This is a genomic window from Salinivibrio sp. SS2, assembly GCF_001722075.1.
Taxonomy (GTDB): domain Bacteria; phylum Pseudomonadota; class Gammaproteobacteria; order Enterobacterales; family Vibrionaceae; genus Salinivibrio; species Salinivibrio proteolyticus.
In genome coordinates this window covers 1-25,713 of record NZ_MEBP01000089.1, presented here as the reverse complement: position 1 = coordinate 25,713, position 25,713 = coordinate 1, and the positions used below count along the sequence as shown (strand labels likewise).

The following is a 25,713-nucleotide window of genomic DNA, read 5'->3' as shown; positions in this document are numbered from 1 at the left end:
TCTGTTTGTGTTTTTGTATACGAGGTCCGTATGTACGGTTCTGTGAGAGGGATGAGTGCGGCGTCGCCTCACCCTACTCGATGTTAATGTCAAAGCAGGATAGCGCAACAAGGAATCACCATGGCTTTGCCTGATATGCTCGCCTCAACCATCAATCATCATATCTCCCAGCTTGAAGCGCACTGCGCAGAGGCATTGGCGCGCTGGCAAGATAGTGCCCGCGAGCAACTCGAGCGGGCGCTTGGATGCAGTGAATTTATTGCAGCTGCCTTATTACAGCAAGCCGGTTTATTGGACTGGTTATACCAACATCGCGATGATCCATGTCGCGCGAGTCAGTACTCATCCTTATTAGCCCAAGCACTTGAATCGGTTGACGATGAAGCCGCGTTCCATCGCGTGTTGCGTCAGGTGCGCCAACAAGAACTGGTATGGATTGCTTGGCAAGATATCCAAGGAAATTGGTCAGTAGAACAAAGTTTGCAGCATCTATCGGCATTGGCTGAGGCGCAAATACTGGCTGCCTATCAATGGCTTTATGCGCATTGCATTCAGTCGTGGGGCACGCCAATGAATGCGGAAGGCGAGGCGCAACCCATGTTGATCCTTGGCATGGGAAAACTGGGGGGCGGTGAGCTGAACTTTTCCTCAGACATCGATTTAATTTTTACCTATCCCGACAATGGCGAAACGCAAGGTGCGCGACGCAGTATCGCCAATGCGCAGTTCTTTACCCGATTAGGGCAACGCTTGATTAAAGCGCTCGACCAACCGACCGTGGATGGCTTTTGCTATCGGGTTGATATGCGTTTGCGCCCCTTTGGCGATAGTGGTCCTTTAGTGATGAGCTTTGCTGCGCTCGAAGATTACTATCAAGAACAAGGCCGAGATTGGGAACGTTATGCGATGATCAAAGCGCGGGTGATGGGCAAAGAGCAATACGATTGCTATCAAAGCTTGCGTCAGATGTTGCGCCCGTTTGTCTTTCGTCGCTATATCGACTTTAGTGCCATTCAAGCCCTGCGTCGTATGAAGCAGTTAATTCAGCGTGAGGTCCGTCGACGCGGCTTGACGGACAATATTAAATTAGGCGCCGGCGGTATTCGCGAAATTGAGTTTATTGCCCAATCTTTTCAGCTGATCCGCGGGGGCCGAGAGCCGAGTTTGCGTCAGCGCGGCTTGTTAGAGACCTTGGCGGCGCTGGATGAGCTGGCGTTATTACCCGCTAACGATGTGGCGCAGTTGAAGGCCGCGTACCTTTACTTGCGTCGGGTAGAAAACCTGCTGCAAGCGATTGACGATAAACAAACCCAAACGCTTCCTGAGACGGAGCTTGATCGAGCACGTCTGTGTGCGGCGTTAAATGAATCGGATTGGCCATCCTTGGTCGCTAAAATTCACCAGCATATGCATGCGGTCCATCAGGTGTTTTCTGGCTTGATTGGGGACGATGAGCAAGAAGGCGATGCCGACGTTGATAGCGAATACCATGACTTGTGGGCGATGGCGCGGGATCCCGATAATGCGAATTTGATCTTAGCCGATCTTGGCGTGCCGGAGACCAACATCGCGGATCAATTGTTGAGCTTTAAGCAAGAGCTGGCAAAGCGGACCTTGGGTCCGAGAGGTCGGGATGTGCTAAACCGCCTTATGCCAGTATTACTCAGTAAATTACTGGCGCAGCCTCATCCTCAACGCGTACTGCCGCACATTACCCACTTATTGGTCAATATTGCGACACGCACGACCTACCTTGAGCTTCTGGACGAGCACCCTAGCGCCATTGACCAAGTCCTACGCTTATGTGCCGCGAGCCCCTTGGTTGCAGAAAAGCTTGCCCGTTACCCCATGCTGTTGGATGAGCTATTGGATTTAACCCATCTCTATCAACCGTTAGCACCCGACGCGTATCGGAGTGAGCTTGGGGATTATCTGGCGCGGATCCCGGTTGAAGATATGGAACAGCAGATGGAAGCGGTGCGTCAATTCAAGCAGACCCAGTTACTGAAAATTGCCGCCGCTGATATTGCGGGGGTATTGCCGGTGATGCGAGTGAGCGACCACTTAACCTATTTAGCCGAAGCGATTGTGGAAGCGGTGGTCAATCAAGCGTGGTACCAAATGACCGAAAAATATGGTCAGCCCACGCATTTAACTGACCGTGACGGGCGCGGCTTTGCCGTGGTCGGCTATGGCAAAGTCGGCGGTTGGGAATTAGGTTATAACTCCGATTTGGATGTGGTGTTTTTGCATGACTGTCCAAGCCATATAGAAACCAATGGCCGCAAGGTGATCGATGGTCGTCAGTTTTATTTACGACTGGCGCAACGTATTGTGCATCTTTTCTCAACCCGTACGGCATCTGGGGTGTTATATGAAATTGATACCCGTCTGCGTCCCTCGGGCACCTCAGGAATGTTGGTCAGTACCTTAGAAGCCTATGCGGATTACCAGCAAAATGAAGCGTGGACTTGGGAGCATCAGGCGCTAGTGCGTGCGCGCATGATCTATGGCGATCCGTCTTTAAGCCGAGCATTTTCTGAGGTTCGTCAGCGTATTCTTACCATCCCAAGAGAGTCAGAGACACTGCGAGAGCAGGTCTCGTCGATGCGAGAGAAGATGCGCCAGCACGCGCACCGACATGACCCAGCCGTGTTTGCGATTAAGCAAGATAAAGGAGGGATTACGGATATTGAGTTTCTGGCGCAGTATTTGGTGTTAAGCCATAGCCAGCAGTATCCGGCCTTAACACGCTACAGCGATAATGCGCGTATTTTTGAACAAGCCGGAGAGACGGGGGTGATGCCAACATCACAAGCTTTGGCACTGAAAGAGGCGTATACCAGTATGCGTAATGCGCTTCATCGCAGCCACCTTGCTGGTGAATCAGGCGTGGTGCCTCAAAGCGAATTTGTGACGCAAAGAGAGGTGGTCGAACAGGCTTGGCATCAGTGGTTAGGTCAGCCGTAGCAGCAAAAAGGGCCGCACGAGCAGCCCTTTTTTAACTCAATACAACGAAGGCTCACCTTCGGGACGTGTTTTAAAACGTCGGTGTAGCCACATGTATTGCTCTGGGGCGCGAAGAATTAAACGCTCAACCGCTTGGTTGGTAACCACGGCGGCTTCATGGGCGTCTTTAGGAAAGTGTTTGATTGGCGCCTCTATCTTAACGAGATACTGCCCATTGCGTCGTTGGCGTATCACGGAAAAAGGCACCACGGTTGCATGACCGGCAGTGGCGAGCAAGCTCGTCCCTGTGGTGGTACAGGCTTTTTCGACCGCAAAAAGCGGCGCAAAGGTTGAGCGGCGTCGGCCGTAGTCATGGTCGGGGGCGTACCACATCCGGTGCCCCTCTTTGAGGTAGCGGATCATAGATTTGACGTCTTTTCGATCCACGCCAATGTTACGTTTCATTCGGCCACGAAACTGGAACCAGTCATAGACAGGGTTGGCATTGGGGCGGTAAACGCCAACGCCAGGTGTTTGGTCACTAAGGCCACGTGCACCGATTTCTAGATTGAGTGAGTGGACGGCGATCAGCAATACCCCTTTACCTTGCTTTTCCAGATCAATCAGGGTGTCTAACCCTTCAATGGTGACATGCTTGTTGATTCGCCACTTGGGCCAAAACCACGCCATCCCAGTTTCGAACAAGGCAAGGCCCGAATTCGCAAAATTTTCTTTGACCATCGCGGCACGCTCAGCGCGGGTCATTTCTGGGAAGCAGAGCGCAAGGTTACGATCGGCGATGCCAACGCGGCGTTTCATCAGCGTATACATGAGTCGACCCAGACCGCGGCCCAAATAAAACTGGACGCGATAAGGAAGCCAACTTGCCAGATACATGAATCCGACACCAAGCCAAGTATGCCAATACCGAGGGTGAACAAACCCAATCCGAAAAGTGGGCGCTGAAAAATCGCTCATAGCGTTAATGACTCATGAAAACCAAAACCAGAAGGGGCCGAGAGGCTTGCGCTATTGTAGAGCAAAATTAAAAAGCTGTCCCGCCACAATCGTGCGCGAACCTGCCTCATTGTGACGGTATCGAAATGTTTTTGCGTGTTTTTTGTACGGTGCGCCATCTGACAATAGGTCATTTTTATTGGGGCTGTGCTACTATCGCCCAGTAACGACAGTATCGGAGATCCAGATGAAACTTAGCCTTCCTGACTACAGCCAAGCCCAAGTCTTGGTCGTGGGTGATGTGATGCTTGATCGCTATTGGTATGGCCCAACGGGGCGAATTTCGCCTGAGGCACCTGTACCTGTAGTGAAGATCAATCAAACAGAAGAGCGCCCCGGTGGCGCAGCTAACGTTGCCATGAACATCGCTGCGTTAGGGGGTCATACCCAACTCATTGGTTTGACAGGCAAGGATGAGCAGGCCGATGCGCTCACGCAGAAACTTCACTCGCTCAAGGTTGCGTGTGATTTTGTCGCGCTCGATTCCCACCCCACGATTACTAAGTTGCGGGTGATGAGTCGCAACCAGCAGCTGATCCGTCTTGATTTTGAAGAGGGATTTGATGGCGTGGATGTGGCTCCTATGTTGGCAAAAGTCGAAGCGGCTTTACCGCAATGTCAGGCCATGATTTTGTCCGATTACGCGAAAGGTGCACTGTCGCAAGTCCAACCCTTGATTCGTGCGGCCAAGCAAGCCGGTGTAACCACCTTGGTGGATCCGAAAGGTACTGATTTTGAGCGCTATCGCGGTGCTAGCTTATTAACCCCAAATATGGCTGAGTTTGAAGCGGTTGCTGGACGGGTAGACAGTGATGAAGACTTGGTCGAAAAAGGCGTTGCGCTGATTGAAAAATATCAGTTGGGTGCATTATTGGTGACCCGCAGTGAACACGGTATGACGCTACTTCGCCCCGATGTCGCCCCACTGAATCTGCCGACACTGGCCAAAGAAGTTTATGATGTGACCGGGGCCGGCGATACTGTGATTTCAGTATTGGCGGCATCGTTGGCAGCGGGCAAGCCCATCGAAGAGGCCTGCGCACTGGCGAATGCGGCGGCTGGTGTAGTGGTCGGTAAACTCGGTACCTCTACCTTATCTACCATTGAGTTGACCGAAGCGATTCATGGCTCGCACGAATCTGGGTTTGGTGTCACCACAGAAGCGCAGTTGATTGAGGCGGTGAAAGTCGCCAAAGGCCGCGGTGAAAAAGTGGTGATGACCAATGGCTGCTTTGACATTTTACATGCTGGCCATGTGGCATACTTGAATGAAGCCGCCAAACTGGGAGATCGCCTGATTGTGGCGGTGAATACAGACGCATCGGTTCAAGCCTTAAAAGGGCCTGGACGTCCTGTCAACCCGACTGACCGACGTATGGCGGTATTGGCTGGCTTGGGGGCGGTCGACTGGGTGGTGCCCTTTAGTGAAGAAACACCTGCGCGCCTGATTGGTGCTGTCTTGCCAGATCTATTGGTCAAAGGCGGCGATTATCAGGTTGATGAGATCGCGGGTGCTGAGGCGGTGATGGATAACGGTGGTGAGGTGAAAGTGCTGAATTTTGAAGACGGCTGTTCCACCACTGAAATCATTGAGTCAATTCGTCGCGGTCAATAAAACCGAGCGAGTAACCGTCAATAAAAAAAGGTGCCTGAGGGCACCTTTTTAGATCAAAGTTAGCGGCTAAGGCTTAGCGCTTTTCAATCAAGCCTTTGTTGATTTCTAGCAAGTCCTGCTCGCTAAGTGTCCCCACGGCTTGACGCAACTGAAGGCGGCTTAAGATGTAGTCGTAACGCGCATTCGACAGGTTACGGTTGGCATCGTACAGGCGGCGTGTGGCGTCAAGGACATCCACAATGGTACGTGTGCCCACTTCAAAGCCAGCTTCTGTCGCTTCAAGGGCTGAACGCGCAGAAATGACCGTTTGTTCATAGGCACGCAAGGCACCGATAGAAGCATTAATGTCGTTATAGAAGGCGCGAACATCCTTAACGGTTGAACGGAACGTGGCTTCCAGGCTTTCCGAGGCTGCAACGTAGTTATATTGCGCTTTCTCAACATTCGCTGAGGTGCTTCCGCCCGTAAACAGCGGCAAACTAAAGGTGAGTCCGGCAGTCCCTTCGTTAGAATCGACTGAGCCTGGAGTATGCTGATTATCGACATCTGTCATGCCGTACTTAGCGCTAAACGTTAAAGTCGGAAGATGGCCAGACTCAGCTAGCTTGATTTGCTCTTTGGCAGTATCACGGGCAATACGGCTTGCCAACAGCTTCAAGTTTTTCTCTTCGGCAGTTTCAACCAACGCGGCTGGTTGCTGCTGAGGTTTACTCGCGCTAAAACGTGCGGTATCTAACACGCGCAAATCACGTGGCGCTTCGCCAGTGATCTCACGCAAGCCTTCATAGCTATTGGTGAGGGCATTCTGGGCCAAGATTTCGTCGGCGAGTACTGCGTCATATTGCGCTTGTGCATCGTGTACGTCGGTAATCGCGGAGAGCCCGACTTCGAAACGTTGTTTGGTTTGCTCAAGCTGACGGCCAACCGCCGCTTTCTCTGCTTTGACAAATTCCAGCTTGTCCATGGCACGGAGTACGTCAAAGTAGGCCTGTGCGACACGCAGCATCAAGCCTTGTTGTTGCGCGGCGTAAACGGCATCTAGCTGACGAGCTTGCATTTCGCTGATATCGAGGTTGATCCAGCTATCACGCTTAAAAATTTGTTGGCTTAGACTGATGTCTGCGCTGGTGGTGTTATTGTCACGCTGATCGTTGCTGTCATTGCGGGTAATCGAATAGCCGGCATTTAACCCAATTTGGGGTAGCAATGTACCGCGCGTTGCATCCACGGCTGAAAACGCAGCGTCACGTTCAGCGGCGGCTTGATTGAGTGTGGGATCACTTTGCTTCGCTTGTTGGTAAATTTGGGCGAGATCGTCGGCTAGAGCCACGGAGCTTAGGCTGCCGAGTGCCAAGCCTAAAGCCAAAGGGAGCAATTTTTTCATAGGTAGAATCCCTGAATTTGAGCTGTTCAATAAGAATACGACGACTAGCTTACCGCAATTATGCTTGCGTGAAACTGACAATTTGTTAAGACACTGAGTGTAAACTATCCAGTTTGCGATTGGGACTTAAAAATAGTTGTAACTTTTATCAAAAAAGTTAAGTTTAAGGTTTGCAGCGCAACCGTGCCAATGATAAGACTGCACCGCCACCACAAATAGCAAGGAGCGAGTATGTCCAGCCATCCCCCCGGTCAGTTTGGCCGTGAAGACATTGTGATTGAAGATATCTCACCATGCTATCAAGGGTTTTTCTCAATTCATCGCTATCAGTTTCGTCACCGATTGTTTAAAGGCGGTTGGAGTGGCACCGTGGTTCGCGAGTTGTTTGAGCGTGGTCATGCGGTGGCAGTACTTCCCTATGACCCTGTGCGTGACGAAGTGGTTATGCTAGAACAAATTCGTGTCGGTGCGATGGCAGCTGGGGCTTCGCCATGGCAGCTTGAGATTGTTGCGGGCATGATGGATAAGCAAGAGTCTCCCGAGCAAGTGGCACATCGCGAGGCACGGGAAGAAGCCGGCCTTTTATTGCAGCAGATGGAGCGAGTGACTCGCTATTTATCCAGCTCCGGCGGCTGCTCGGAACAACTAGAGGTCTTTGTGGCGATTGTCGATGCGTCTGAAGCGGCTGGCGTGCACGGATTGGCAAGCGAAAATGAAGATATCTTGGTTCATCGATTCTCACGTCAACAGGCGTATCAAAAGGTCGTCGATGGCGAGATTGAAAACGCGGCATCCATCATTGCGCTGCAATGGTTGGAACTCAATGCTAGTCGGTTGCGTCAAAGCTATAATGAACAAAACAATCAATAAACAGTAGGTGTGTGTGAAAACAGATTATCGAGTCGACTTACCGGCGATGATGCGCCTGTATGAAACTAACTACGCCAAACTTGTCCGTTTAATGCCTAAACGCGACGAGGTGGGGCAAGTGTGTCGATACGATATTCAAGGGCAGGAATATGCGTTGGTTGTCCGTGAGTCAACCCGTTACACCACCTTACTTGACATTGCCCAGCTCGGCCAAGGCCAAGCGCCCGACTACTTACGCGCGAATTTAACCGTGCGTCTATACCATGATGCACGTGTTGCTGAAGTGTGTACCACGCAGCAGATTTCACGGCTAAAACCGCGTTATGATTATCCGAATCCGCGCATGCATCAGCGCAATGAAAAACATCAGGTTAATGCATTTTTGTCTGATTGGCTGGCGCACTGTTTGCGCCGCGGCGTGACCGCCTCAGACTCCGTGTATAAATCATCGTTAAACTAAACCAGCAAAGGTATTTTCAACGTTGCAGCCTTGCCAGATTGAGAACGCGAACGGCGATTGTATTCGTCTCCTGCAAATCACCGACACGCACCTGTTCGCGGACGAACAGGGCAGTTTGCTGGGTATTAATACACTGCATAGTTATCATGCGGTGCTTGATGCGATAAGCGCCACACAACGTACCTTTGATGCCATTATTGCGACCGGCGATTTATCTCAAGATCACTCAGCGTTATCTTATCGCCGCTTTGTAGATGGAATTCAGCGTTGGCAGCAACCCTGTTTTTGGCTGCCGGGAAACCATGATTTTCAACCCGAGATGCGTTCGGTATTGCAATCTGGCTCGCTGTCGCATTGTTCACAAGTGTTGCTTGGCGAGCACTGGCAAATGGTATTACTCGACAGCCAAGTGTCGGGCGTGCCACATGGTGAATTATCTAGCGAACAGTTACGCCTGTTAGATCAGCACTTAAGTGAGTATCCACAGCGCCATGCACTGGTGTTATTGCATCATCATCCGCTAGAGGCCGGCAGTACTTGGCTCGATCAACACAAGTTGGTTAACCGCGAGCGGTTTTGGCAGATCATGGCGGCACACCCACAGGCAAAAGCCGTGGTGTGTGGACACATTCACCAAGCGCTGAATGTTCGCCATCAAGGTGTACAAGTTATGGCATCGCCGTCAACCTGTATCCAATTTATGCCGGACTCGCATGACTTTGCATTGGATAATCAAAACCCCGGCTGGCGCTGGTTAGATTTGCACAGTGATGGACGGATTGAGAGCCAAGTCGAGCGTGTGACGGGGCAACAGTTCCGTCCTGATTTTGACTCCAGTGGATACTAACCCAATGGCCTCAGCACTGCTTTATCTCCATGGCTTTAATAGTTCTCCGCAGTCGTTAAAAGCACGACAAATGCGGGCGTATTGTCAAACAATGCGTCCGGATATTCAGGTGCTCGTCCCGCAACTGCCGAGCCACCCAGAACCCACCGTGAACCTGTTGACTGAGTTGGTCGATACCTATGGTGCCACCCATCAGCTGGGGCTCGTTGGCAGTTCACTGGGGGGATTTCTCGCCACTTGGCTCAGTGAGCGCTATGATATACCGGCGGTGTTGGTCAATCCCGCAGTACGCCCATATGAGTTATTGCAAGATTATATCGGCGAGCAGGTGAACCCTTACACCCATGAGCGCTATCAGCTCGATGCTGACGATATTTTGGCGCTGCGCACGCTGGATGTGCCTACCTTGACGCACCCTTCGCAATTTTGGCTGCTGCAGCAAATGGGGGATGAAGTGCTCGACTATCGTCAAGCGGTTGAGAAATTTAGTGCCAGTCGACAAACGGTTGAACCAGAGGGCGATCATAGTTTTGTTGGCTTTGAACGCTACTGCGCCGACATTATCCAGTTCCTTGGATTGTAGCCTCCTTTTATTGCCAACGTCTTAGGCAAACCTTGTCTCGCTTGAACACGGCGGCGTACGAGGCGGATGGCAGTTCACATAAACTCGCGGTAACAGGGGGCGGAGCTTGACAAGCTAGGCCCCCTTGCTGACCATGTCATCACATTTATTAAGCCAATCGATTATGACAGAGCAAAGTTATAACGCAGGATCGATAGAAGTCCTCAACGGGCTCGAGCCAGTGCGCCGACGCCCGGGTATGTACACAGATACCAGTCGCCCTAACCATTTAGGGCAAGAAGTGATCGATAACAGTGTCGACGAAGCCCTTGCCGGCCACGCGAGTAAAATCGATGTGATCCTTCATGCCGACCAATCATTAGAAGTGATTGATGATGGCCGTGGGATGCCTGTAGATATTCACCCAGAAGAAGGGGTGTCTGGGGTTGAGCTGATCCTCTGTAAGCTTCACGCTGGCGGCAAGTTCTCCAACAAAAGCTATCAATTTAGTGGTGGTTTGCACGGGGTCGGGATCTCTGTGGTTAACGCCTTGTCTCGTCGTGTTGAGATCACGGTTAAGCGCGATGGGCAAGTCTATGACATCGCCTTCGAAAACGGCGACAAAGTGCAAGACTTGACCGTGACAGGCACGTGCGGACGACGCAATCGTGGCACGCGGGTGCACTTTTGGCCGGACAGTCAGTTTTTCGATTCCGGTAAATTCTCGCTGTCACGCTTAAAAACCATATTAAAAGCCAAAGCTGTCCTTTGCCCGGGCTTAACCATCAATTTCACCGATAAAAATACCGATGAAACCATTAGCTGGTGCTACGAAGCGGGCCTAAAAGACTATCTTGCCGACAGTGTGAAGGGCTTTGAATTATTGCCTGAAACCCCCTTTGTCGGTGAGTTCAGCGGTAAGAACGAAGCGGTCGATTGGGCGGTGATTTGGTTACCGGAAGGCGGTGAATTAACTACTGAAAGCTATGTTAACTTGATTCCGACGCCGCAAGGTGGCACCCATGTCAATGGCTTGCGCCAAGGTATGCTGGAAGCGATGCGCGAGTTCTGCGAGTTCCGCAACCTATTGCCTCGTGGTGTGAAGCTCACCGCGGATGATATCTGGGAGCGCTGTGCATACGTCTTGTCAGTGAAAATCCAAGACCCGCAATTTGCCGGCCAAACGAAAGAGCGTTTGTCCTCACGTCAATGTGCGGCCTTTGTGTCTGGCGTGGTCAAAGATGCCTTTAGCTTGTGGCTGAACGAGCGTCCTCACTTGGCCGAGCGTTTGGCTGAGGTGTGCATTGCCAGCGCCCATCGCCGTATGCGCGCTGCGAAAAAGGTGGTACGGAAAAAGGTCGCCTCGGGGCCAGCGTTGCCCGGTAAGCTGACAGACTGCGCGATGCAAGATTCCAGTCGCACCGAACTCTTTTTGGTGGAGGGTGACTCGGCAGGTGGCTCAGCGAAACAGGCTCGTGATCGTGAGTTTCAGGCGGTGATGCCGCTACGCGGTAAAATTCTTAATACGTGGGAAGTATCAGCTGACCAAGTCCTCGCCTCCCAAGAGGTGCATGATATTTCGGTGGCGCTAGGGATAGACCCTGACTCCGGTGATCTGTCCGGATTGCGCTACGATAAAGTCTGCATTCTCGCCGATGCGGATTCTGATGGTCTACATATTGCGACGCTGTTATGTGCGTTGTTTGTGCAGCATTTCCGTGCCCTAGTCGAAGCAGGGCACGTGTATGTTGCGATGCCGCCTTTATACCGTATTGATTGCGGAAAAGAAGTCTTTTACGCCCTCGATGAAGACGAGAAAGAAGGCATCCTTGAACGATTAAGTAATAAACGCGGAAAAATCAACGTACAGCGCTTTAAAGGGCTGGGGGAAATGAACCCTTTGCAACTGCGTGAAACCACGATGGATCCAAATACACGCCGTTTGGTGCAACTGACGATTGATGATCCTGAGCAAACCCAATTAATGATGGACATGCTGCTAGGTAAAAAACGGGCAGAAGATCGTCGTAACTGGTTGCAGCAAAAAGGCGACATGGCCGAGCTGACCGAGATTTAAACAAATATAACGGGATACTATCAGCATGACAGAGGTGACTTATGATGGCGTCGAGCAGCTTGCCTTGCGCAAGTTTACAGAGGATGCTTACCTCAACTACTCGATGTACGTCATCATGGACCGTGCGCTGCCGTTTATCGGTGACGGATTAAAACCGGTACAGCGCCGAATTATTTATGCAATGTCTGAGCTGGGGCTGTCTGCCTCCGCCAAATATAAAAAATCAGCGCGTACTGTTGGGGACGTGCTCGGTAAGTATCACCCTCATGGTGATTCTGCCTGCTACGAAGCCATGGTATTGATGGCGCAACCTTTCTCTTATCGTTATCCGCTGGTGGATGGTCAAGGTAACTGGGGGGCGCCGGACGATCCCAAATCGTTCGCGGCGATGCGTTATACCGAATCACGCCTGTCGCGCTTCTCGGAAGTCCTCTTACAAGAGCTGGGACAAGGAACTGTGGATTGGGTGCCAAACTTTGATGGCACCATGAAAGAGCCGAAAACCTTACCTGCGCGCCTTCCTCATATTCTCCTCAATGGGGTGACCGGGATTGCGGTTGGTATGGCCACCGATATTCCCCCGCACAATGCGCGCGAACTTGCTAACGCGCTGGCGGCGATGATTGATAAACCCAGTATCGATCTGGATGGCCTGATGGAATACGTCAAAGGGCCGGATTATCCGACTGAAGCAGAAGTCATTACACCTCATCACGAGCTGAAAAAGCTTTATACCAGTGGTCGTGGCAGCATCAAGATGCGAGCTCGTTGGCACAAAGAAAGCGGCGACATTGTGATCACAGCACTGCCGCATCAAGTCTCTGGCGCCAAGTTACTCGAGCAAATCGCCAACCAAATGCGGGCGAAAAAACTGCCGATGGTCGATGACTTGCGTGATGAGTCTGACCACGAAAACCCGACACGTATCGTGGTGGTGCCGCGCTCTAACCGAGTTGATAGTGATCAGTTGATGAATCACTTATTCGCGTCAACGGATCTTGAGAAAAACTATCGCGTTAACCTCAACATGATCGGCCTCGATGCACGCCCGCAAGTAAAAGGGCTGCAAATGATCCTGTCGGAGTGGTTGACGTTCCGTCGGGATACGGTGCGTCGTCGCTTGGAGTATCGTCTCGAGAAGGTGTTGGCGCGTTTGCACATTCTTGAGGGCTTATTGGTCGCGTACCTCAATATTGATGAGGTGATTGAAATCATCCGCAGTGAGGATGATCCAAAGGCAGAACTGATCAAGCGCTTTGGGCTTAGTGAGAAGCAAGCGGAAGCGATTCTAGAGATCAAACTGCGTCAATTGGCCAAACTCGAAGAGATCAAAATCCGTGGTGAGCAAGATGAGCTCAGTAAAGAGCGGGACAAGTTGCAAACCCTGTTAGGCTCAGAGCGTCGGTTGAATACCTTGATCAAAAAAGAGATCCTCGCCGATGCCGAAAAGTACGGTGATGATCGACGCTCGCCGTTGGTGGAACGTGAAGAAGCCAAAGCCATGACGGAGCGTGATTTGATCCCCAGTGAGCCGATTACCGTGGTGTTGTCGGAAAAAGGGTGGATTCGTCATGCCAAGGGGCACGATGTTGATGCGGCTGGGCTTAACTATAAAGCGGGAGACAAGTTTCTCGATGCGGCGCCGGGCAAGAGCAATCAACCTGCGGTGTTCTTGGGGTCAGACGGACGTAGCTATGCCATTGAATCGCACACCTTGCCGTCGGCGCGCAGTCAGGGTGAACCGATCACGGGCCGTATCAATATCACCCCAGGCTCGTCGATTCGTCATGTGATGATGGCGGATGAAAGCCAACTGACGTTACTTGCCTCGGATGCAGGCTATGGCTTTGTGTGTAAACAGGCAGACATGCTGTCGAAAAACCGTAGTGGTAAAGCGCTGTTAACTGTGCCTGAGCATGCCGAAGTGATGCCGCCTCGCCGTATTCACGACTTAGAAACGGATCAGATCTTGGCCATTTCCAATGAGGGACGGATGTTGGTATTCCCTATCCATGATTTGCCGCAGTTGGGCAAAGGTAAAGGAAACAAGATCATCAATATCCCTGGTGCGCGCGCCAAATCACGTGATGAGGTGCTTAGTCAGTTACATGTCTTACCGCAAGGAGCAGGCGTGACCCTGCATGCAGGCAAGCGTAAGTTGACCTTAAAAGCCGCCGATCTCGACAACTTCCGTGGTGAACGGGGTCGTCGTGGCAGCATGCTGCCAAGAGGCCTGCAACGGGTCTCCGCGGTAGAAATCCTTATTGACGAGCAAGACAGCTAGTCCGATGAACGCACCTTATTTGGAAGGTGCGTTTTTTCACTAGGTGCATTTTTGTTCCGAATCCGTATACTGACTCGCCTTTGACAGTCTGCTCTTTTGGAGAGAGAAATGATTATTGTGTTACGGCTGATTGCCGTACTGATTGTCGCAATCTTGCTATTTGTGTTTGGTGGGCTGTATTGCCTGCTCAGTCCACGTAACCCACGCAACTGCTACCAGATTAGTAAATGGTTTGGTCGTCTATCTGGCTTATTTGGTACCAAGGTAGAGCTGCGCTTTGCCGAGGGCGCATCACGTGAACCGGGCGCGAGTGTGTGTATTGCTAACCACCAAAGTAACTGGGACATGGTCACGCTCTCGAATGCACTGATGCCGGGCGCGGTCACTGTGGGCAAAAAAAGCCTGTTGTGGATCCCAATTTTTGGTCAGCTGTATTGGCTTACCGGTAACGTATTGATTGATCGTGCCAACCGCAGTAAAGCGATGGGAACCATTGCTCAAGTGATTGAAAAGATCCGTGAGAAGCAATTATGCGTATGGTTATTCCCAGAGGGAACACGTTCGCGTGGCCGCGGCTTATTGCCGTTTAAAACAGGCGCATTCCATGCTGCCATTGGCGCACAAGTACCGCTGGTGCCGGTGGTATGTAGCTCGACCCATCATTGCAAAGCGAACCGTTGGAACAATGGTCATGTGATTGTGGAAGTGATGGCACCGATATCGGTCGAGGGCTACAGTAAAGAGAATGTGCGCGAACTTGCTGCACACTGTCATCAACTGATGAAAGCGAAACTTGAGCAGTTGGATGCGGAAGTGGCTGAGCGTAATAAGCAGTCTGCATAATTGAGGAGTGTCTCATGACCCCAACCCAGCGTCACCATGTGGTCTTGGTGTCACCTGAGGGTGAACCCAAGGGGACCGCTGAAAAGTTGGAGGCCCACCAGCAAGGATGGCTGCACTCGGCCTTTTCGCTCATGTTATACCGTCTTAACCAAGACGGTGAGCGTGAGTTCTTGCTTCAGCGTCGTGCTGACAGCAAATATCACAGCGGTGGGTTATGGACCAATACCTGCTGCTCGCACCCCAAAAAAGATGAACCTGTGGCTGCCGCGGCCAAGCGGCGTTTATATGAAGAGCTTGGTATTGCGCGTCCGCTTGATTTCGCCATGGGGCCTGTCTTTATCTACCGTGCTGAACTGGATAACGGTCTGGTTGAGCACGAGTGGGATCAGGTGATTGCGTGTGAAGTGAATCATGTGGAGACGATCTTAAACCCCGATGAGGTATCGGATTGTTGCTGGTGGTCGGAGCAAGATATACAAGCCGCACTGGCGGACTCGCCGGAGCAATTTACGGCTTGGTTCTCACAGGTATTTGCTCACATTTGTGCGATGACGCCGGCGCATGCTATGGCTTAGGCGTGAGGAAGCATAAAAAAAGCGGCGTCATACGCCGCTTTCTTGTATGCAAGGGCATAGGTTACGCGTGACGCACCGCAATCCCTTCAATTTCAATATCTACATCTTTAGGAAGGCGAGCGACTTCCACACAAGAACGGGCGGGATAGTTTTCTACGCCGTGCTCATCAAAGAAAGCGCCGTAGACTTTATTGATTTCCGCAAAGTCCTCAAGGTTTTTAACGAAGACAGTCAGTTTAACAATGTCGTTCACTTTGAGGCCCGCCGCTTCAACAACGGCTTTAACGTTATCGAGTGATTGGCGTGTTTGTGCAGTGATCTCTGGTGAAATTTGACCAGTCACTGGATTGACAGGGATCTGACCGGAAGTCAGTACCATGTTGCCGAGATCGACACCCTGTGAATATGGGCCAATAGCTTCAGGTGCCTGCTCAGTTTGCAGTACTTGGGTCATGCTGTGTTCCTTTGTTAAAAAAGCGACGTTGATAGTCTGCAACGGTTGCGCGGCGAGGTAAAGTACTTACTCGCTTGCCAGACGTTCTCGTACTGCTTTTTCGCATAAGTTCAACTCGCTCACACGGCGAGGTGCAACAAAAATCGTGTCGTTACCGCCTACCGTGCCTAAAATCGCAGGGTGACGATTCAGATCGATTAAGCGCGCGATCAACTGCGCACCACCAGGGTGGGTTTTGATCACCACCATGGCATGACTGCACGTAATTTCATCAATTTGAGATCCTACCGATGACACCGCGTAAACGGGCTCAATATCGCCACTGATCGAATACACCTTCTGTCCATGTGCATTGGGGATCTTTGCCACTCCAAGTTTGGAGAGCAAACGAGAGACGGTAGATTGGCTGACGTCGAGATACCCCAGTTGGACCAACTGCTGACGCACTTCGTCTTGGGTGGTAAAGCTTTGGGTTTGTAATAAATGCCGGCAGGCTGAGAGGATGTTCTCCTCCGGATTGGAGGCTGTCACCGACGGAATTGCATAATCACTCACCGGTCACTCCTTTATAATCGATGGCTATTAACCTCGAAAATAGTGAATTTCACTGCTTTCTGGTGATTTTAAACGCATAGTATCAGTGTTGGCGGGGGCAAACCTTGATGATGGTCACTGCTTGACGCAAAGAATAGACGCCGGATGCATAGGCACCCGGCGCGTGGATCAGTCGCCGAGAGTGGCAACCATGACCGCTTTGATGGTGTGCAGGCGATTTTCTGCTTCATCAAAGACAATCGAATAGTCGGACTCGAAGACATCTTCTGTCACTTCAAGGCCTTTTAAGCCATATTTGGCTTCGATTTCCGCACCCACGGTGGTTTCGTTATTGTGGAAAGCAGGTAAGCAATGCATGAATTTTACGTGTGGATTGCCGGTTGCTTTGACCACGTCCATATTGACTTGGTAAGGCTTCATCAATGCGACACGCTCATCCCATGCTTCTTTGGATTCACCCATAGATACCCACACGTCGGTGTACAAGAAATCACAGTCTTTGACACCTTCCTGCACGTCCTCGGTGAGGGTAATACGTGCGCCCGTTTGTTCAGCGATCGCGCGGCATTGTGCAACCAGCTCTTCTTCGGGCCAGAATGCTTTTGGCGCCACTAGACGAATATCCATCCCCATTTTAGCCGCACCGACCATCAGAGAGTTGCCCATGTTGTTTCGGGCATCACCGAGGTACGCAAAGCGCATTTCGTGAAGCTGTTTTCCACGACCATGTTCGATCATGGTCATCAAATCCGCCAAGATTTGAGTGGGGTGAAACTCGGTGGTTAACCCGTTCCAGACCGGCACACCAGCATATTCGCCCAGCTCTTCAACAATCGCTTGGCCAAAGCCACGGTATTCAATGCCGTCATACATGCGACCAAGCACACGGGCTGTATCTTTCATGGACTCTTTGTGGCCAATTTGAGAGCCTGTTGGGCCGATATAGCTGACTTGTCCGCCTTGGTCGAACACGGCGGTTTCAAACGCACAGCGAGTACGAGTCGACGACTTTTCAAAGATCAGCGCGATATTTTTGCCTTTTAAACGTGGGGTTTCATAGCCATTGTATTTGGCTTTTTTGAGTTCAATGGCCATGTCGATAAAGTGTTGGATCTCACGGGGTGTGAAGTCCAGCAGCTTTAGGAAGTTACGGTTACGTAGATTAAATGCCATAGTGGGTAATCCTCTCGTTATTGGTCTCAGGCTTGCGCTGGTGCAGGTTGGCCGTGAGAAATATTGTTGTTATTGACTGCTTGGGCACGAATACGTGTACCGGCTTGGCCGGCAAGAATGGCAAGGCCATCCTCTAAGGCACCGATGCCAACCAGTTTTCCGCCTTGACGGATAAATTCGCAGGACGCGTCAATTTTGGGTCCCATGGAGCCAGCGTCGAAGGTGTATTGGCTTAGATCATCAGGGGTGGTATCTGCCAATGCGCGTTGGGTGGGTTGGCCATAGTCCAAATACACCGCGTCGGCATCGGTCAAAATCAGCAAAGCATCGGCATTGATTTGACGAGCAAGGAAAGCCGCTGACATGTCTTTATCAATCACAGCCTCAATCCCTTTAAGCTGATTCCCCTCTTGAATCACAGGAATGCCGCCACCACCGGTACAAATCACAAGGTGTCCTTGCGCAATCAGGCTAGCGATGGCGTCATCTTCCACAATGCCGGTTGGTTGTGGGCTGGGTACAACACGACGATAATATTGGCCATCTGGTTTGATATCCCAGCCGTATTTTTCAGCCAGCGCCGAGGCCTCTTGTTGGTCGTAAACGGGACCAATGGGCTTGGTGGGATTGGCAAACGCGGGATCATTTGGATCGACGGTCATTTGCGTGAGCATGCAAGAAACGTGTTGCTCGGGGGCTAAGTTATGCAGCTCTTGCATTAACATATAGCCAATCATGCCTTGGGTTTCTGAACCGAGAACGTCAAGTGGATATGGCGTGACGGATTTATACTCCAGCCCCTGTAAGGCGAGTAGGCCAACCTGTGGACCATTACCGTGCACGAGCACCACGTTGTATTGTTCGCCAATCGCCGCAATGGTTTTTGCTGCTTTGGCAATATTGGCGCGTTGAATGTCAGCTTCTAAAGGCTCACCCCGGCGAAGGAGTGCATTGCCTCCGAGTGCCACCACCACAGTTTGTTTTTTCATACTTAATACTCTCTACAGTCGGTGGGGGCTGAGCTACTTGCTCAGCCCAACAAGGTGATTAGATGCCGTCACGATGGATTGGGCAGCTCATGCAGCGTGCTCCGCCACGACCGCGACCTAATTCGTCACCAGGAATCGACAACACAGTGATACCCGCTTTGTCATACTTTTCATTGGTATAGGTGTTGCGTTCATAACCCACGACTACGCCAGGACGGACAGTCAGTACGTTGTTAGCATCATTCCACTGTTCGCGTTCGGCTTCGAAGCTGTCACCCCCTGTGGTGATCAGATTTAGTGGGCCAACATCCAGTCCTTTTTCAATCGCGGTCAGGAAGTAATCCTCTTCGCGAACGTTTAGCTTGCCGGTGCGATCACCGGTGAGGCTCCAGCATTTGATGTCTTTACGGATCACTTCTGGGTATACCGAGAAGGTATCTTCGCGCATATGGGTCATCACGGTATCAAGGTGCATGCAAGAGCGGTGTTTCGGTAGCTCCATCGCAATCACTTGTTTGGCTTGGCCGTGTCTAAATAAGCTAGAAGCCAAGTTTTCTACCCCTTGTGGGGTTGTGCGCTCGGACATACCGATAAGCACCACGCCCTTGCCGAGGACGGTAACATCGCCGCCTTCAATGGTGGCGTTGTCATAGTCGATATTTTCGCCGCCGAAGTAGGTAATAAAATCACCGTTAGCAAAGCGAGGGTGCCATTTATAAATGGCGCGAAGATGATTGGTTTCACGTTTACGCGCGGGTTTCGCCATTGGGTTAATTGATACACCACCGTAAACCCAGCAGGAGGTATCGCGGGTGAATAGGTGGTTGGGGAGTGGATCAATAATAAAGTCGGACGGTGCGTGCATGGCTTGCAACATAGAGGTTGTTGCGATTGGCAGCTCAGAGTAGGCCAATCCGCCTAAGAACATCGACGCGAGTTCATGGTGAGGCAAGTCATTCAAATAGCAACGGATGTCATTAGCAAACGAAGGGCCGAAGGTATAATCCGAGATTTTTAGGTTCATCAGCCAGTCTTTGGCTTCAGGTACATCTAGAGTCTCAGCCAGTAGATTTTGGAGCAGGAGGACTTCAACGCCTTGATCACGTAGGGTTTGAGCAAATTTGTCATGCTCTTCACCTGCACGTTCAACGGACAGAACATCATCAAACAGTAAGTCATGACAGTTTGATGGTGTTAAGTGGGTGAGCGCACGCTCAGGACGATGCAGCATCACGGTACGTAATTGACCAATTTCAGAGCCGACATAGAAGTTGTTCATCTTTCTTTCTCCGTATATCTCTGCTTGGCTTTTTATCGGAAGGGATGAATAAAAAGTGCAGATGTATTATTGGGTACAGATTCATTCTAACGCGGTGTCTGGGGTATTCTTGAAGTTAGATCACAGTGAATTAAAACATTGTCTTTTGCCTTTTTTACCCTGTGTTAATGGTATTTATGGCATGAGGTTTTTTTGTTTTTTAATAATTAAGCAGGAATTGTGAGTGTCTAGCGAAATGTTTTTTAATTTCCCTTTATTAATGCGGATCTGTTTTCTTTTTTATGCCAATCAGTATTACTTTGAATGGTGAGGGTATGCGTAATAAGTGAATGGCTATCTTTCTATTTTTTCTTTGTTAACAAATAAAGCCGTTTTTTTCCTCAAAACTGTGATTGATGTCGATATAAATACGTTTTTTGTTAAAAGTGTAAAATAACTGTACTTAGTGTCCGGGTGGAGGATGTTTGTTTTATACCGGTAACGGAACGGTGTAAAAAGAGAAATACGGTGCCATGTTGTTATGAGAAGAGAAGAGGAATATATCAGCGTGGTGAAGCATGACTGAGCGAGGGAGTGGCAGACATAAAAAAGCGCGCTGACGAATACGTGAGCGCGCTAGTCGGTGTATCAGTAGAGATTATAGCATGACACCTACACTGAGCATGATCATAATCATGATGGTAAGAATACCGAGTAAAGGCGCCACCCATTTGATCCATTTAACATAGGGAACGCGAGCGATCGCAAGGCCACCCATCACCACGCCGGAGGTTGGGGTGACGAGGTTGACGACACCGGATGCAGATTGATAAGCGGTTACGACTAACTCGCGCCCAACGTTTGCAAAGTCAGCCAGTGGCGCCATGATAGGCATGGTGAGGACTGCCAAACCAGATGATGATGGCACCAAGAAAGACAGCAAGACTTCCAGCCAATACATAACGTTGATAAAAACAAAAGACGATAGCCCAGTCACCATACCTTCAGCACTGTTTAAGATGGTATCTGTGATCATGCCTTTATCCATTATCACCACGATACCGCGGGCAATACCGATGATAAGGGCCACCCCCAGAAGGTCTCGTGCGCCATCAATAAAGCTGGTGGTGATCTCTTCTTCACTCATACGTGCAATCAGACCAATAATAATCGCAGCACCGAGGAAAACGGCAGAGATCTCGGCCATCCACCATCCTAGCGAGGATACGCCATAGATCATCACGGCAAACGCGGCAGCAAAAATGCCTAAGATCACTTTACGCGTGGTAGTGAAAGCAAGCGTTTGTGTTTCGTCATGATCGCCAAGGAAGTGTTTTTTATTGCTCTCAAACTGATCATAAACAATGGATTGGCTCTGGTCGGCGCGCACTTTGCGGGCATAACGCATCACATAGGTAACACAGATAAGCCAGCCAATGGCCAAGATAGCGAGGCGTAACAGAATACCATCGGTAAAAGGGATACCGGCGGCATTCGCGGCAATGACAGTTGCAAACGGGTTGATGGTTGATCCTAAAGTACCAATACCGGCACCAAGGAGTACGGTAGCCGCTGCTACCACAGGGTCAAAGCGTGCCGCCATCATCACAGGGACGAGTAGGGTATAAAAAGGCAAGGACTCTTCGGCCATCCCGTAAATCGTACCGCCCGCGGCAAAGAGGCCCATTAGGATAGGGATCATCCACTCTTCGCGTCCTTCTAAGCGTTTGGTCACCCGCTCAATTCCTGCATCAATGGCACCGGTTTTGGTCACCAGACCTAAAAAGCCACCAATAATGAGGATGAAGAGTGAGACATCAATGGCGGCCGCTTCATAGGTTTCGTGGTTATAAAAACCGTCAATGGGGGCCAGCAGCACGTCGACCACGCCTTGAGGGTTACTCTCTACTTGGTGGTAGGTGCCTGATACAGGCACATCTCGGCCGAGTTCAGCGTTATATTCTCGTTCGTACTGACCGGCAGGTACTATCCAACTAAGCGCGGCGACCAAGGCAATCAGAATGAACAATATGGTATAGGCGGATGGGAATTTCAGATTGGCGAACCAACCTTTTTTTTCAGGAACACTTTGGGTACTCATACTATCTCCTCATACCTCTTCTGAGTGCAATAAAATAGGGCACTACACGTGTTGAGGTAACTCTTTTAAGTTTCACGTTATTTTCGTTGTTCTTATCTGCCGTCGTCAGTGGCTTTTTCTTTATTGTAAAAGTGCATCCGTGAATAGTTCTTAGTGATATCTCACAAAAGAAAGGGACTGTATGCTGTCGCTTAATTGATGAGCAGATTAAAAGTGAATGGCTGTTTAGTTTGCGTGCTTAGATATATCACTCAGAATGTTCTTAGTATGATGGTGAAGTGGGTTTTTATTGTTTTAAATTTGGTTTAACCGCTAACCACTAAGCTATCATGACTTTTCTATGTGAGTAGACTGCGTAATTAGTCACATTTACTCTATAGGTGTGGTGAATAAAAAGCAGATTAAGTAAAAATGTCGCAGGATTAAAAACTCGCTGTTTTTTTGTTTTATATCAAATTTAGAGGTTACGATAGAATTGTTGAAGAAAAGAGGAAGGCACTGCAGCCTTCCCAATGATAGCTATTGTTTCTTTCTTTTCGGGGTTTTGGCGGGCTTCGGTAATACGATTATGTCGCACTCTGCGAAGTGATCTTGAAACGCGCGGTTGTTCTTATCGAAAATCACGATAAGGTTACCGAGCCCAAAGCAGGCTGTCGCAAGACGAATCAGTGCTTGTGTAGGGCGAATATTACTACCGTCAGCATTTTGAATGCGCAGGCGCCAGGCCCGCATCCCCAGCGTCTGACCGGCTTTACACCAGAAGTAGCCGTAGAACCCGCAAATCACACAGGCGAGATAGGCGGTGTAAAGAGGCTGCGCGACTGGGTGATGGGTGAGGAAATCACTGGCATCTTGATAAGGTGTCATCGACATCCCGAGCGCTTGTGCGATAGCCAATGCTGCCATCACCGCGCCGCCCGCAAGCATAAGTAATGCGGCAACAATCAAAAGATCATAAACCCAAACAGCAAGACGGCGAAAAAAACCGGCGGTTGGGCATGCAATAGAAGAAGTCTGCATGGTTTAGCTACATCCAAGTATCAAAGTCGCCGCTAGCCTAGCACATTCACTGTTTAGGTGAGTAAGCTGATAGGGCGGTTTTGCGATGTCGTTTGCTCATGATTACACCGCCTTTGATGTATTTAACCGCGAATTGGTTAAAAATAGCGCGAACAAACATTTTTTGTTTTTTAATGCTTGCACTCGAAAGGGCGGTACGTATAATTGCCAGCACTTGCCGAGATGGCGGAATTGGTAGACGCAGCGGATTCAAAATCCGCCGCCTTAACGGGTGTGAGGGTTCAAGTCCCTCTCTCGGCACCAAATCCCAAAAAAGCCCCTGTCGAAAGACAGGGGCTTTTTTCGTTTATGTCGCCTGAACCGTGATGACTTCACAATCCTCGGGTATCGCGCAAGGCAAAGCGAACACGGCAAGGTATTATCGAGCCGTGGTTGTCACAGGGAGTGGTATGGTGCAAGTTCGCTATCAAGACATCGCCGTTTGGGTAAAAACGCAAATCGATCAAAGGGTGTGGCAAGCCGGTGAGCGGATCCCTTCCGTTCGTGAGATGAGCCGCCTCCAACATGTTAGCCCAATGACTGTCATGCGCGCTTATGAGCAGTTAGAAGCGGATGGCTGGGTTGAGGCTCGCCCCAGAGCTGGATACTTTGTGCGTCCGCATTACAATCAATTGTCCTCCGACTCTTTGGCGCGTCCTCAAGCAGACTCTCATTGGCTGCAGGCGCATCAAGATGTCTTTGATGTGATCAGTGCGAGCAAGTCAGGCTCGTGCTTTCCGTTCGGCTCGGCGTTCCCTGATCCCACGCTATTTCCCATGCAAGCGTTAGGGCGGGCGATGGCACGAGTCCTTCGTCAATCATCGCATCCAGATTATCTCACCATGCTTCCTCCCGGCGATGAAGGCTTGCGTCGCATGATTGCGCAGCGCTATCTGCGGCAAGGAATAAAAGTGGCGATGGATGAGATCATCATCACCAATGGTGCCATCGAAGCGTTAAGCCTATCACTGGCGGCCCTGACTCAGCCCGGGGATAAAGTGATCATCGAAGCGCCAGCCTTTTATGGGGTGCTGCAAACCCTTGAGCGGTTGCAACTGGAACCCGTGCCCGTGCCGGTCGATCCTGAAACGGGAGTAAATATAAACGCGCTTGAAGCTGCGTTGAGTACTCACCACGTAGCTGCTTGTTGGCTGATGAGTAACTTTCATAACCCAACGGGGGCATCGATTCCTGAAAAAGATAGACCAGCACTGGTATCACTGCTCGCGCATCACCAAGTCCCTTTAATAGAAGACGATGTCTATGGTGAGCTCTTTTTCTCTGAATCACGCCCCATGCCACTGAAGTGTTATGACAGCCAAGGGCTGGTTTTGCATTGTGGGTCGTTTTCGAAACAGTTAGCGCCTGGTTTCAGGGTCGGTTGGGTGGCGGCAGGATGTTATGCCACACAAATTGAAAAGCGACAGTATGTGTCTAGTTTATCTGTCGGTGCTCCTAACCAGCTCGCTATCGCGCATTATTTGCAGCAGGGTGGATATGACGCACACCTGCGCCGTTTGCGCACTGCCTTGTTACAGCGTAAACACGCGGTACGTGACAGTCTGCGTCGTATTTTGCCGACGAGTGCATCGATCACCGACCCTCAAGGTGGCTACTTCTTATGGGTCACACTGAATAATGGCATGGACACTCGCCAGCTATTTCGAGAACTCCTGCCATATGGCATTACACTCGCACCGGGCGCTTTGTTTGCCACTGACGATCGGTTTAACGACAGCTTCCGCTTAAACTTCTCTATCAGTGCACCTGAGACTGTTGATGCTGATGCGCCAGCGAGCGTTGACAGCGGCCTTACACAGATTGCGACTGTGCTCTCATCTTTATCAATAGCCGATACTGTTACAGCTAAATAGCGGTGGCTTTGTACTAATCCCGTCACTGGCCCTAGGCATACACTAACTGGGCACACACTTTAGGGGGAGAAAAGGATGAAATCAGAGCTAAGCATGATGGTCGTTGCGATTATCTGCGCAGCCCTACTGATTCTGGGCCATGTCATCATTATTGAAACATTGGCTTACTACACGTGGGCTGAATGGACCGCTGGCGCCATCCCTTTTGTACTTTTCTTTATGGCGTGGGCGTCTATTCGACATTGCCGCGCGAAAGAGCGGGCAGAAGAGCGCCAGAATCAGCATTAATTGAACGGTAATCTTTGGCGTCTTGACGGTTTTTGTTTGTTTTGTAGACAAACAAACCGCAAGGCGCATTTTTTTTATATTTAGGGGTTGCGGGAAAAACTGAAATCTCTATACTGCGCTTCCTGTCGACGGGGCAATGAGACGCAAGTCACGAAATGCCGAACACTAGATCGACACGCTCTTTAACAATTTGACCTATGCAATCTGTGTGAGCACTCGTTGAGAATAGACAAAAAGATTTATTCGATGAGCTGAGTGACCAAACGATAACTTTTAGTTATTCGGCACAGTCAATTCGTTTTTCTCTTCGGAGATAAACAGTAATCAGTATTCATTGAGCTGAAACTTCGGTTTCGAAAAAACTTTAATTGAAGAGTTTGATCATGGCTCAGATTGAACGCTGGCGGCAGGCCTACCACATTCAAGTCGAGAGTACACGTCAGTCTTCAAGATTAGATGTCTATACTGGCCATCACACA

21 protein-coding genes and 1 tRNA gene are annotated in these 25,713 nt (G+C 50.4%); 13 read left to right on the top strand and 9 right to left on the bottom strand.

The features are described 5' to 3' along the window. The first annotated feature begins 120 nt into the window (after window positions 1-120). Window positions 121-2,970, top strand: a complete 2,850-nt coding sequence (gene glnE, locus BGK46_RS10870) for a bifunctional [glutamate--ammonia ligase]-adenylyl-L-tyrosine phosphorylase/[glutamate--ammonia-ligase] adenylyltransferase (RefSeq protein WP_069589265.1) — start codon at window positions 121-123, stop codon at window positions 2,968-2,970. Window positions 2,971-3,006: 36 nt separating this feature from the next. Here the strand turns inward: glnE and lpxL are convergent, their stop codons facing one another. After that, window positions 3,007-3,927: an LpxL/LpxP family Kdo(2)-lipid IV(A) lauroyl/palmitoleoyl acyltransferase gene (lpxL, locus tag BGK46_RS10865; RefSeq protein WP_069589264.1), complete on the bottom strand. Its 921-nt coding sequence runs from the start codon at window positions 3,925-3,927 to the stop codon at window positions 3,007-3,009. Window positions 3,928-4,153: 226 nt separating this feature from the next. On the opposite strand from lpxL, the gene hldE reads away from it, so the two are divergent. Beyond that, the gene (hldE, locus tag BGK46_RS10860) at window positions 4,154-5,581 is read left to right on the top strand and encodes a bifunctional D-glycero-beta-D-manno-heptose-7-phosphate kinase/D-glycero-beta-D-manno-heptose 1-phosphate adenylyltransferase HldE (RefSeq protein WP_069589262.1); all 1,428 of its coding nucleotides are present in this window, start codon (window positions 4,154-4,156) and stop codon (window positions 5,579-5,581) included. Window positions 5,582-5,654: 73 nt separating this feature from the next. Here hldE and tolC read toward each other — a convergent pair whose 3' ends face one another. Next, complete coding sequence (gene tolC, locus BGK46_RS10855; RefSeq protein WP_069589259.1) at window positions 5,655-6,965, bottom strand: outer membrane channel protein TolC; 1,311 nt, start codon at window positions 6,963-6,965, stop codon at window positions 5,655-5,657. Window positions 6,966-7,196: 231 nt separating this feature from the next. Here tolC and nudF point away from each other — a divergent pair, with 231 nt between their 5' ends. The 8 genes from nudF (at window position 7,197) to idi (ending at window position 15,483) form a co-directional block, all read left to right on the top strand. After that, the gene (gene nudF / locus BGK46_RS10850; RefSeq protein WP_069589256.1) at window positions 7,197-7,835 is read left to right on the top strand and encodes an ADP-ribose diphosphatase; all 639 of its coding nucleotides are present in this window, start codon (window positions 7,197-7,199) and stop codon (window positions 7,833-7,835) included. A gap of 13 nt (window positions 7,836-7,848) precedes the next feature. Next, complete coding sequence (locus BGK46_RS10845; protein ID WP_139130767.1) at window positions 7,849-8,295, top strand: DUF1249 family protein; 447 nt, start codon at window positions 7,849-7,851, stop codon at window positions 8,293-8,295. 22 nt (window positions 8,296-8,317) lie between these two features. Beyond that, window positions 8,318-9,142: a 3',5'-cyclic-AMP phosphodiesterase gene (gene cpdA, locus BGK46_RS10840; protein ID WP_069589254.1), complete on the top strand. Its 825-nt coding sequence runs from the start codon at window positions 8,318-8,320 to the stop codon at window positions 9,140-9,142. A 4-nt stretch (window positions 9,143-9,146) separates the two neighbouring features. After that, window positions 9,147-9,725 (top strand): esterase YqiA, encoded by a 579-nt coding sequence (yqiA, locus tag BGK46_RS10835; RefSeq protein WP_069589251.1) that lies wholly within the window; start codon window positions 9,147-9,149, stop codon window positions 9,723-9,725. A gap of 163 nt (window positions 9,726-9,888) precedes the next feature. Then, on the top strand, window positions 9,889-11,781 hold the full coding sequence (gene parE / locus BGK46_RS10830; protein ID WP_069589267.1) for a DNA topoisomerase IV subunit B: 1,893 nt from the start codon (window positions 9,889-9,891) through the stop codon (window positions 11,779-11,781). A 25-nt stretch (window positions 11,782-11,806) separates the two neighbouring features. Continuing rightward, window positions 11,807-14,065 (top strand): DNA topoisomerase IV subunit A, encoded by a 2,259-nt coding sequence (gene parC, locus BGK46_RS10825; protein ID WP_069589249.1) that lies wholly within the window; start codon window positions 11,807-11,809, stop codon window positions 14,063-14,065. A gap of 108 nt (window positions 14,066-14,173) precedes the next feature. After that, the gene (locus BGK46_RS10820) at window positions 14,174-14,908 is read left to right on the top strand and encodes a 1-acylglycerol-3-phosphate O-acyltransferase (RefSeq protein WP_069589247.1); all 735 of its coding nucleotides are present in this window, start codon (window positions 14,174-14,176) and stop codon (window positions 14,906-14,908) included. A 14-nt stretch (window positions 14,909-14,922) separates the two neighbouring features. Beyond that, window positions 14,923-15,483, top strand: coding sequence for an isopentenyl-diphosphate Delta-isomerase (gene idi / locus BGK46_RS10815; protein ID WP_069589245.1), 561 nt, complete (start codon window positions 14,923-14,925; stop codon window positions 15,481-15,483). 61 nt (window positions 15,484-15,544) lie between these two features. Here idi and BGK46_RS10810 read toward each other — a convergent pair whose 3' ends face one another. From BGK46_RS10810 to BGK46_RS10780, 7 genes are all read right to left on the bottom strand, one after another. Beyond that, complete coding sequence (locus BGK46_RS10810; protein ID WP_069589244.1) at window positions 15,545-15,937, bottom strand: RidA family protein; 393 nt, start codon at window positions 15,935-15,937, stop codon at window positions 15,545-15,547. Between the two features lie 66 nt (window positions 15,938-16,003). Further along, window positions 16,004-16,492 (bottom strand): arginine repressor, encoded by a 489-nt coding sequence (locus tag BGK46_RS10805; RefSeq protein WP_069589242.1) that lies wholly within the window; start codon window positions 16,490-16,492, stop codon window positions 16,004-16,006. A gap of 168 nt (window positions 16,493-16,660) precedes the next feature. Further along, a complete protein-coding gene (argF, locus tag BGK46_RS10800; protein ID WP_069589241.1) occupies window positions 16,661-17,665 on the bottom strand; it encodes an ornithine carbamoyltransferase in 1,005 nt (334 codons plus the stop codon). A 26-nt stretch (window positions 17,666-17,691) separates the two neighbouring features. Further along, complete coding sequence (gene arcC, locus BGK46_RS10795) at window positions 17,692-18,654, bottom strand: carbamate kinase (RefSeq protein ID WP_069589240.1); 963 nt, start codon at window positions 18,652-18,654, stop codon at window positions 17,692-17,694. Between the two features lie 58 nt (window positions 18,655-18,712). Further along, the gene (gene arcA, locus BGK46_RS10790; protein WP_069589238.1) at window positions 18,713-19,933 is read right to left on the bottom strand and encodes an arginine deiminase; all 1,221 of its coding nucleotides are present in this window, start codon (window positions 19,931-19,933) and stop codon (window positions 18,713-18,715) included. Window positions 19,934-20,570: 637 nt separating this feature from the next. Continuing rightward, the gene (locus tag BGK46_RS10785) at window positions 20,571-22,013 is read right to left on the bottom strand and encodes a YfcC family protein (protein ID WP_069589237.1); all 1,443 of its coding nucleotides are present in this window, start codon (window positions 22,011-22,013) and stop codon (window positions 20,571-20,573) included. A 519-nt stretch (window positions 22,014-22,532) separates the two neighbouring features. Beyond that, a complete protein-coding gene (locus tag BGK46_RS10780; RefSeq protein ID WP_069589236.1) occupies window positions 22,533-23,033 on the bottom strand; it encodes an RDD family protein in 501 nt (166 codons plus the stop codon). A 216-nt stretch (window positions 23,034-23,249) separates the two neighbouring features. Between BGK46_RS10780 and BGK46_RS10775 the strand changes: the two genes are divergently transcribed. The 3 genes from BGK46_RS10775 (at window position 23,250) to BGK46_RS10765 (ending at window position 25,234) form a co-directional block, all read left to right on the top strand. Beyond that, a tRNA-Leu gene (locus BGK46_RS10775) sits at window positions 23,250-23,336 on the top strand. Window positions 23,337-23,398: 62 nt separating this feature from the next. Next, window positions 23,399-24,946, top strand: coding sequence for a PLP-dependent aminotransferase family protein (locus BGK46_RS10770; protein WP_205907377.1), 1,548 nt, complete (start codon window positions 23,399-23,401; stop codon window positions 24,944-24,946). Between the two features lie 75 nt (window positions 24,947-25,021). Beyond that, on the top strand, window positions 25,022-25,234 hold the full coding sequence (locus BGK46_RS10765) for a hypothetical protein (protein WP_069589232.1): 213 nt from the start codon (window positions 25,022-25,024) through the stop codon (window positions 25,232-25,234). The last annotated feature ends 479 nt before the right edge of the window (window positions 25,235-25,713 follow it).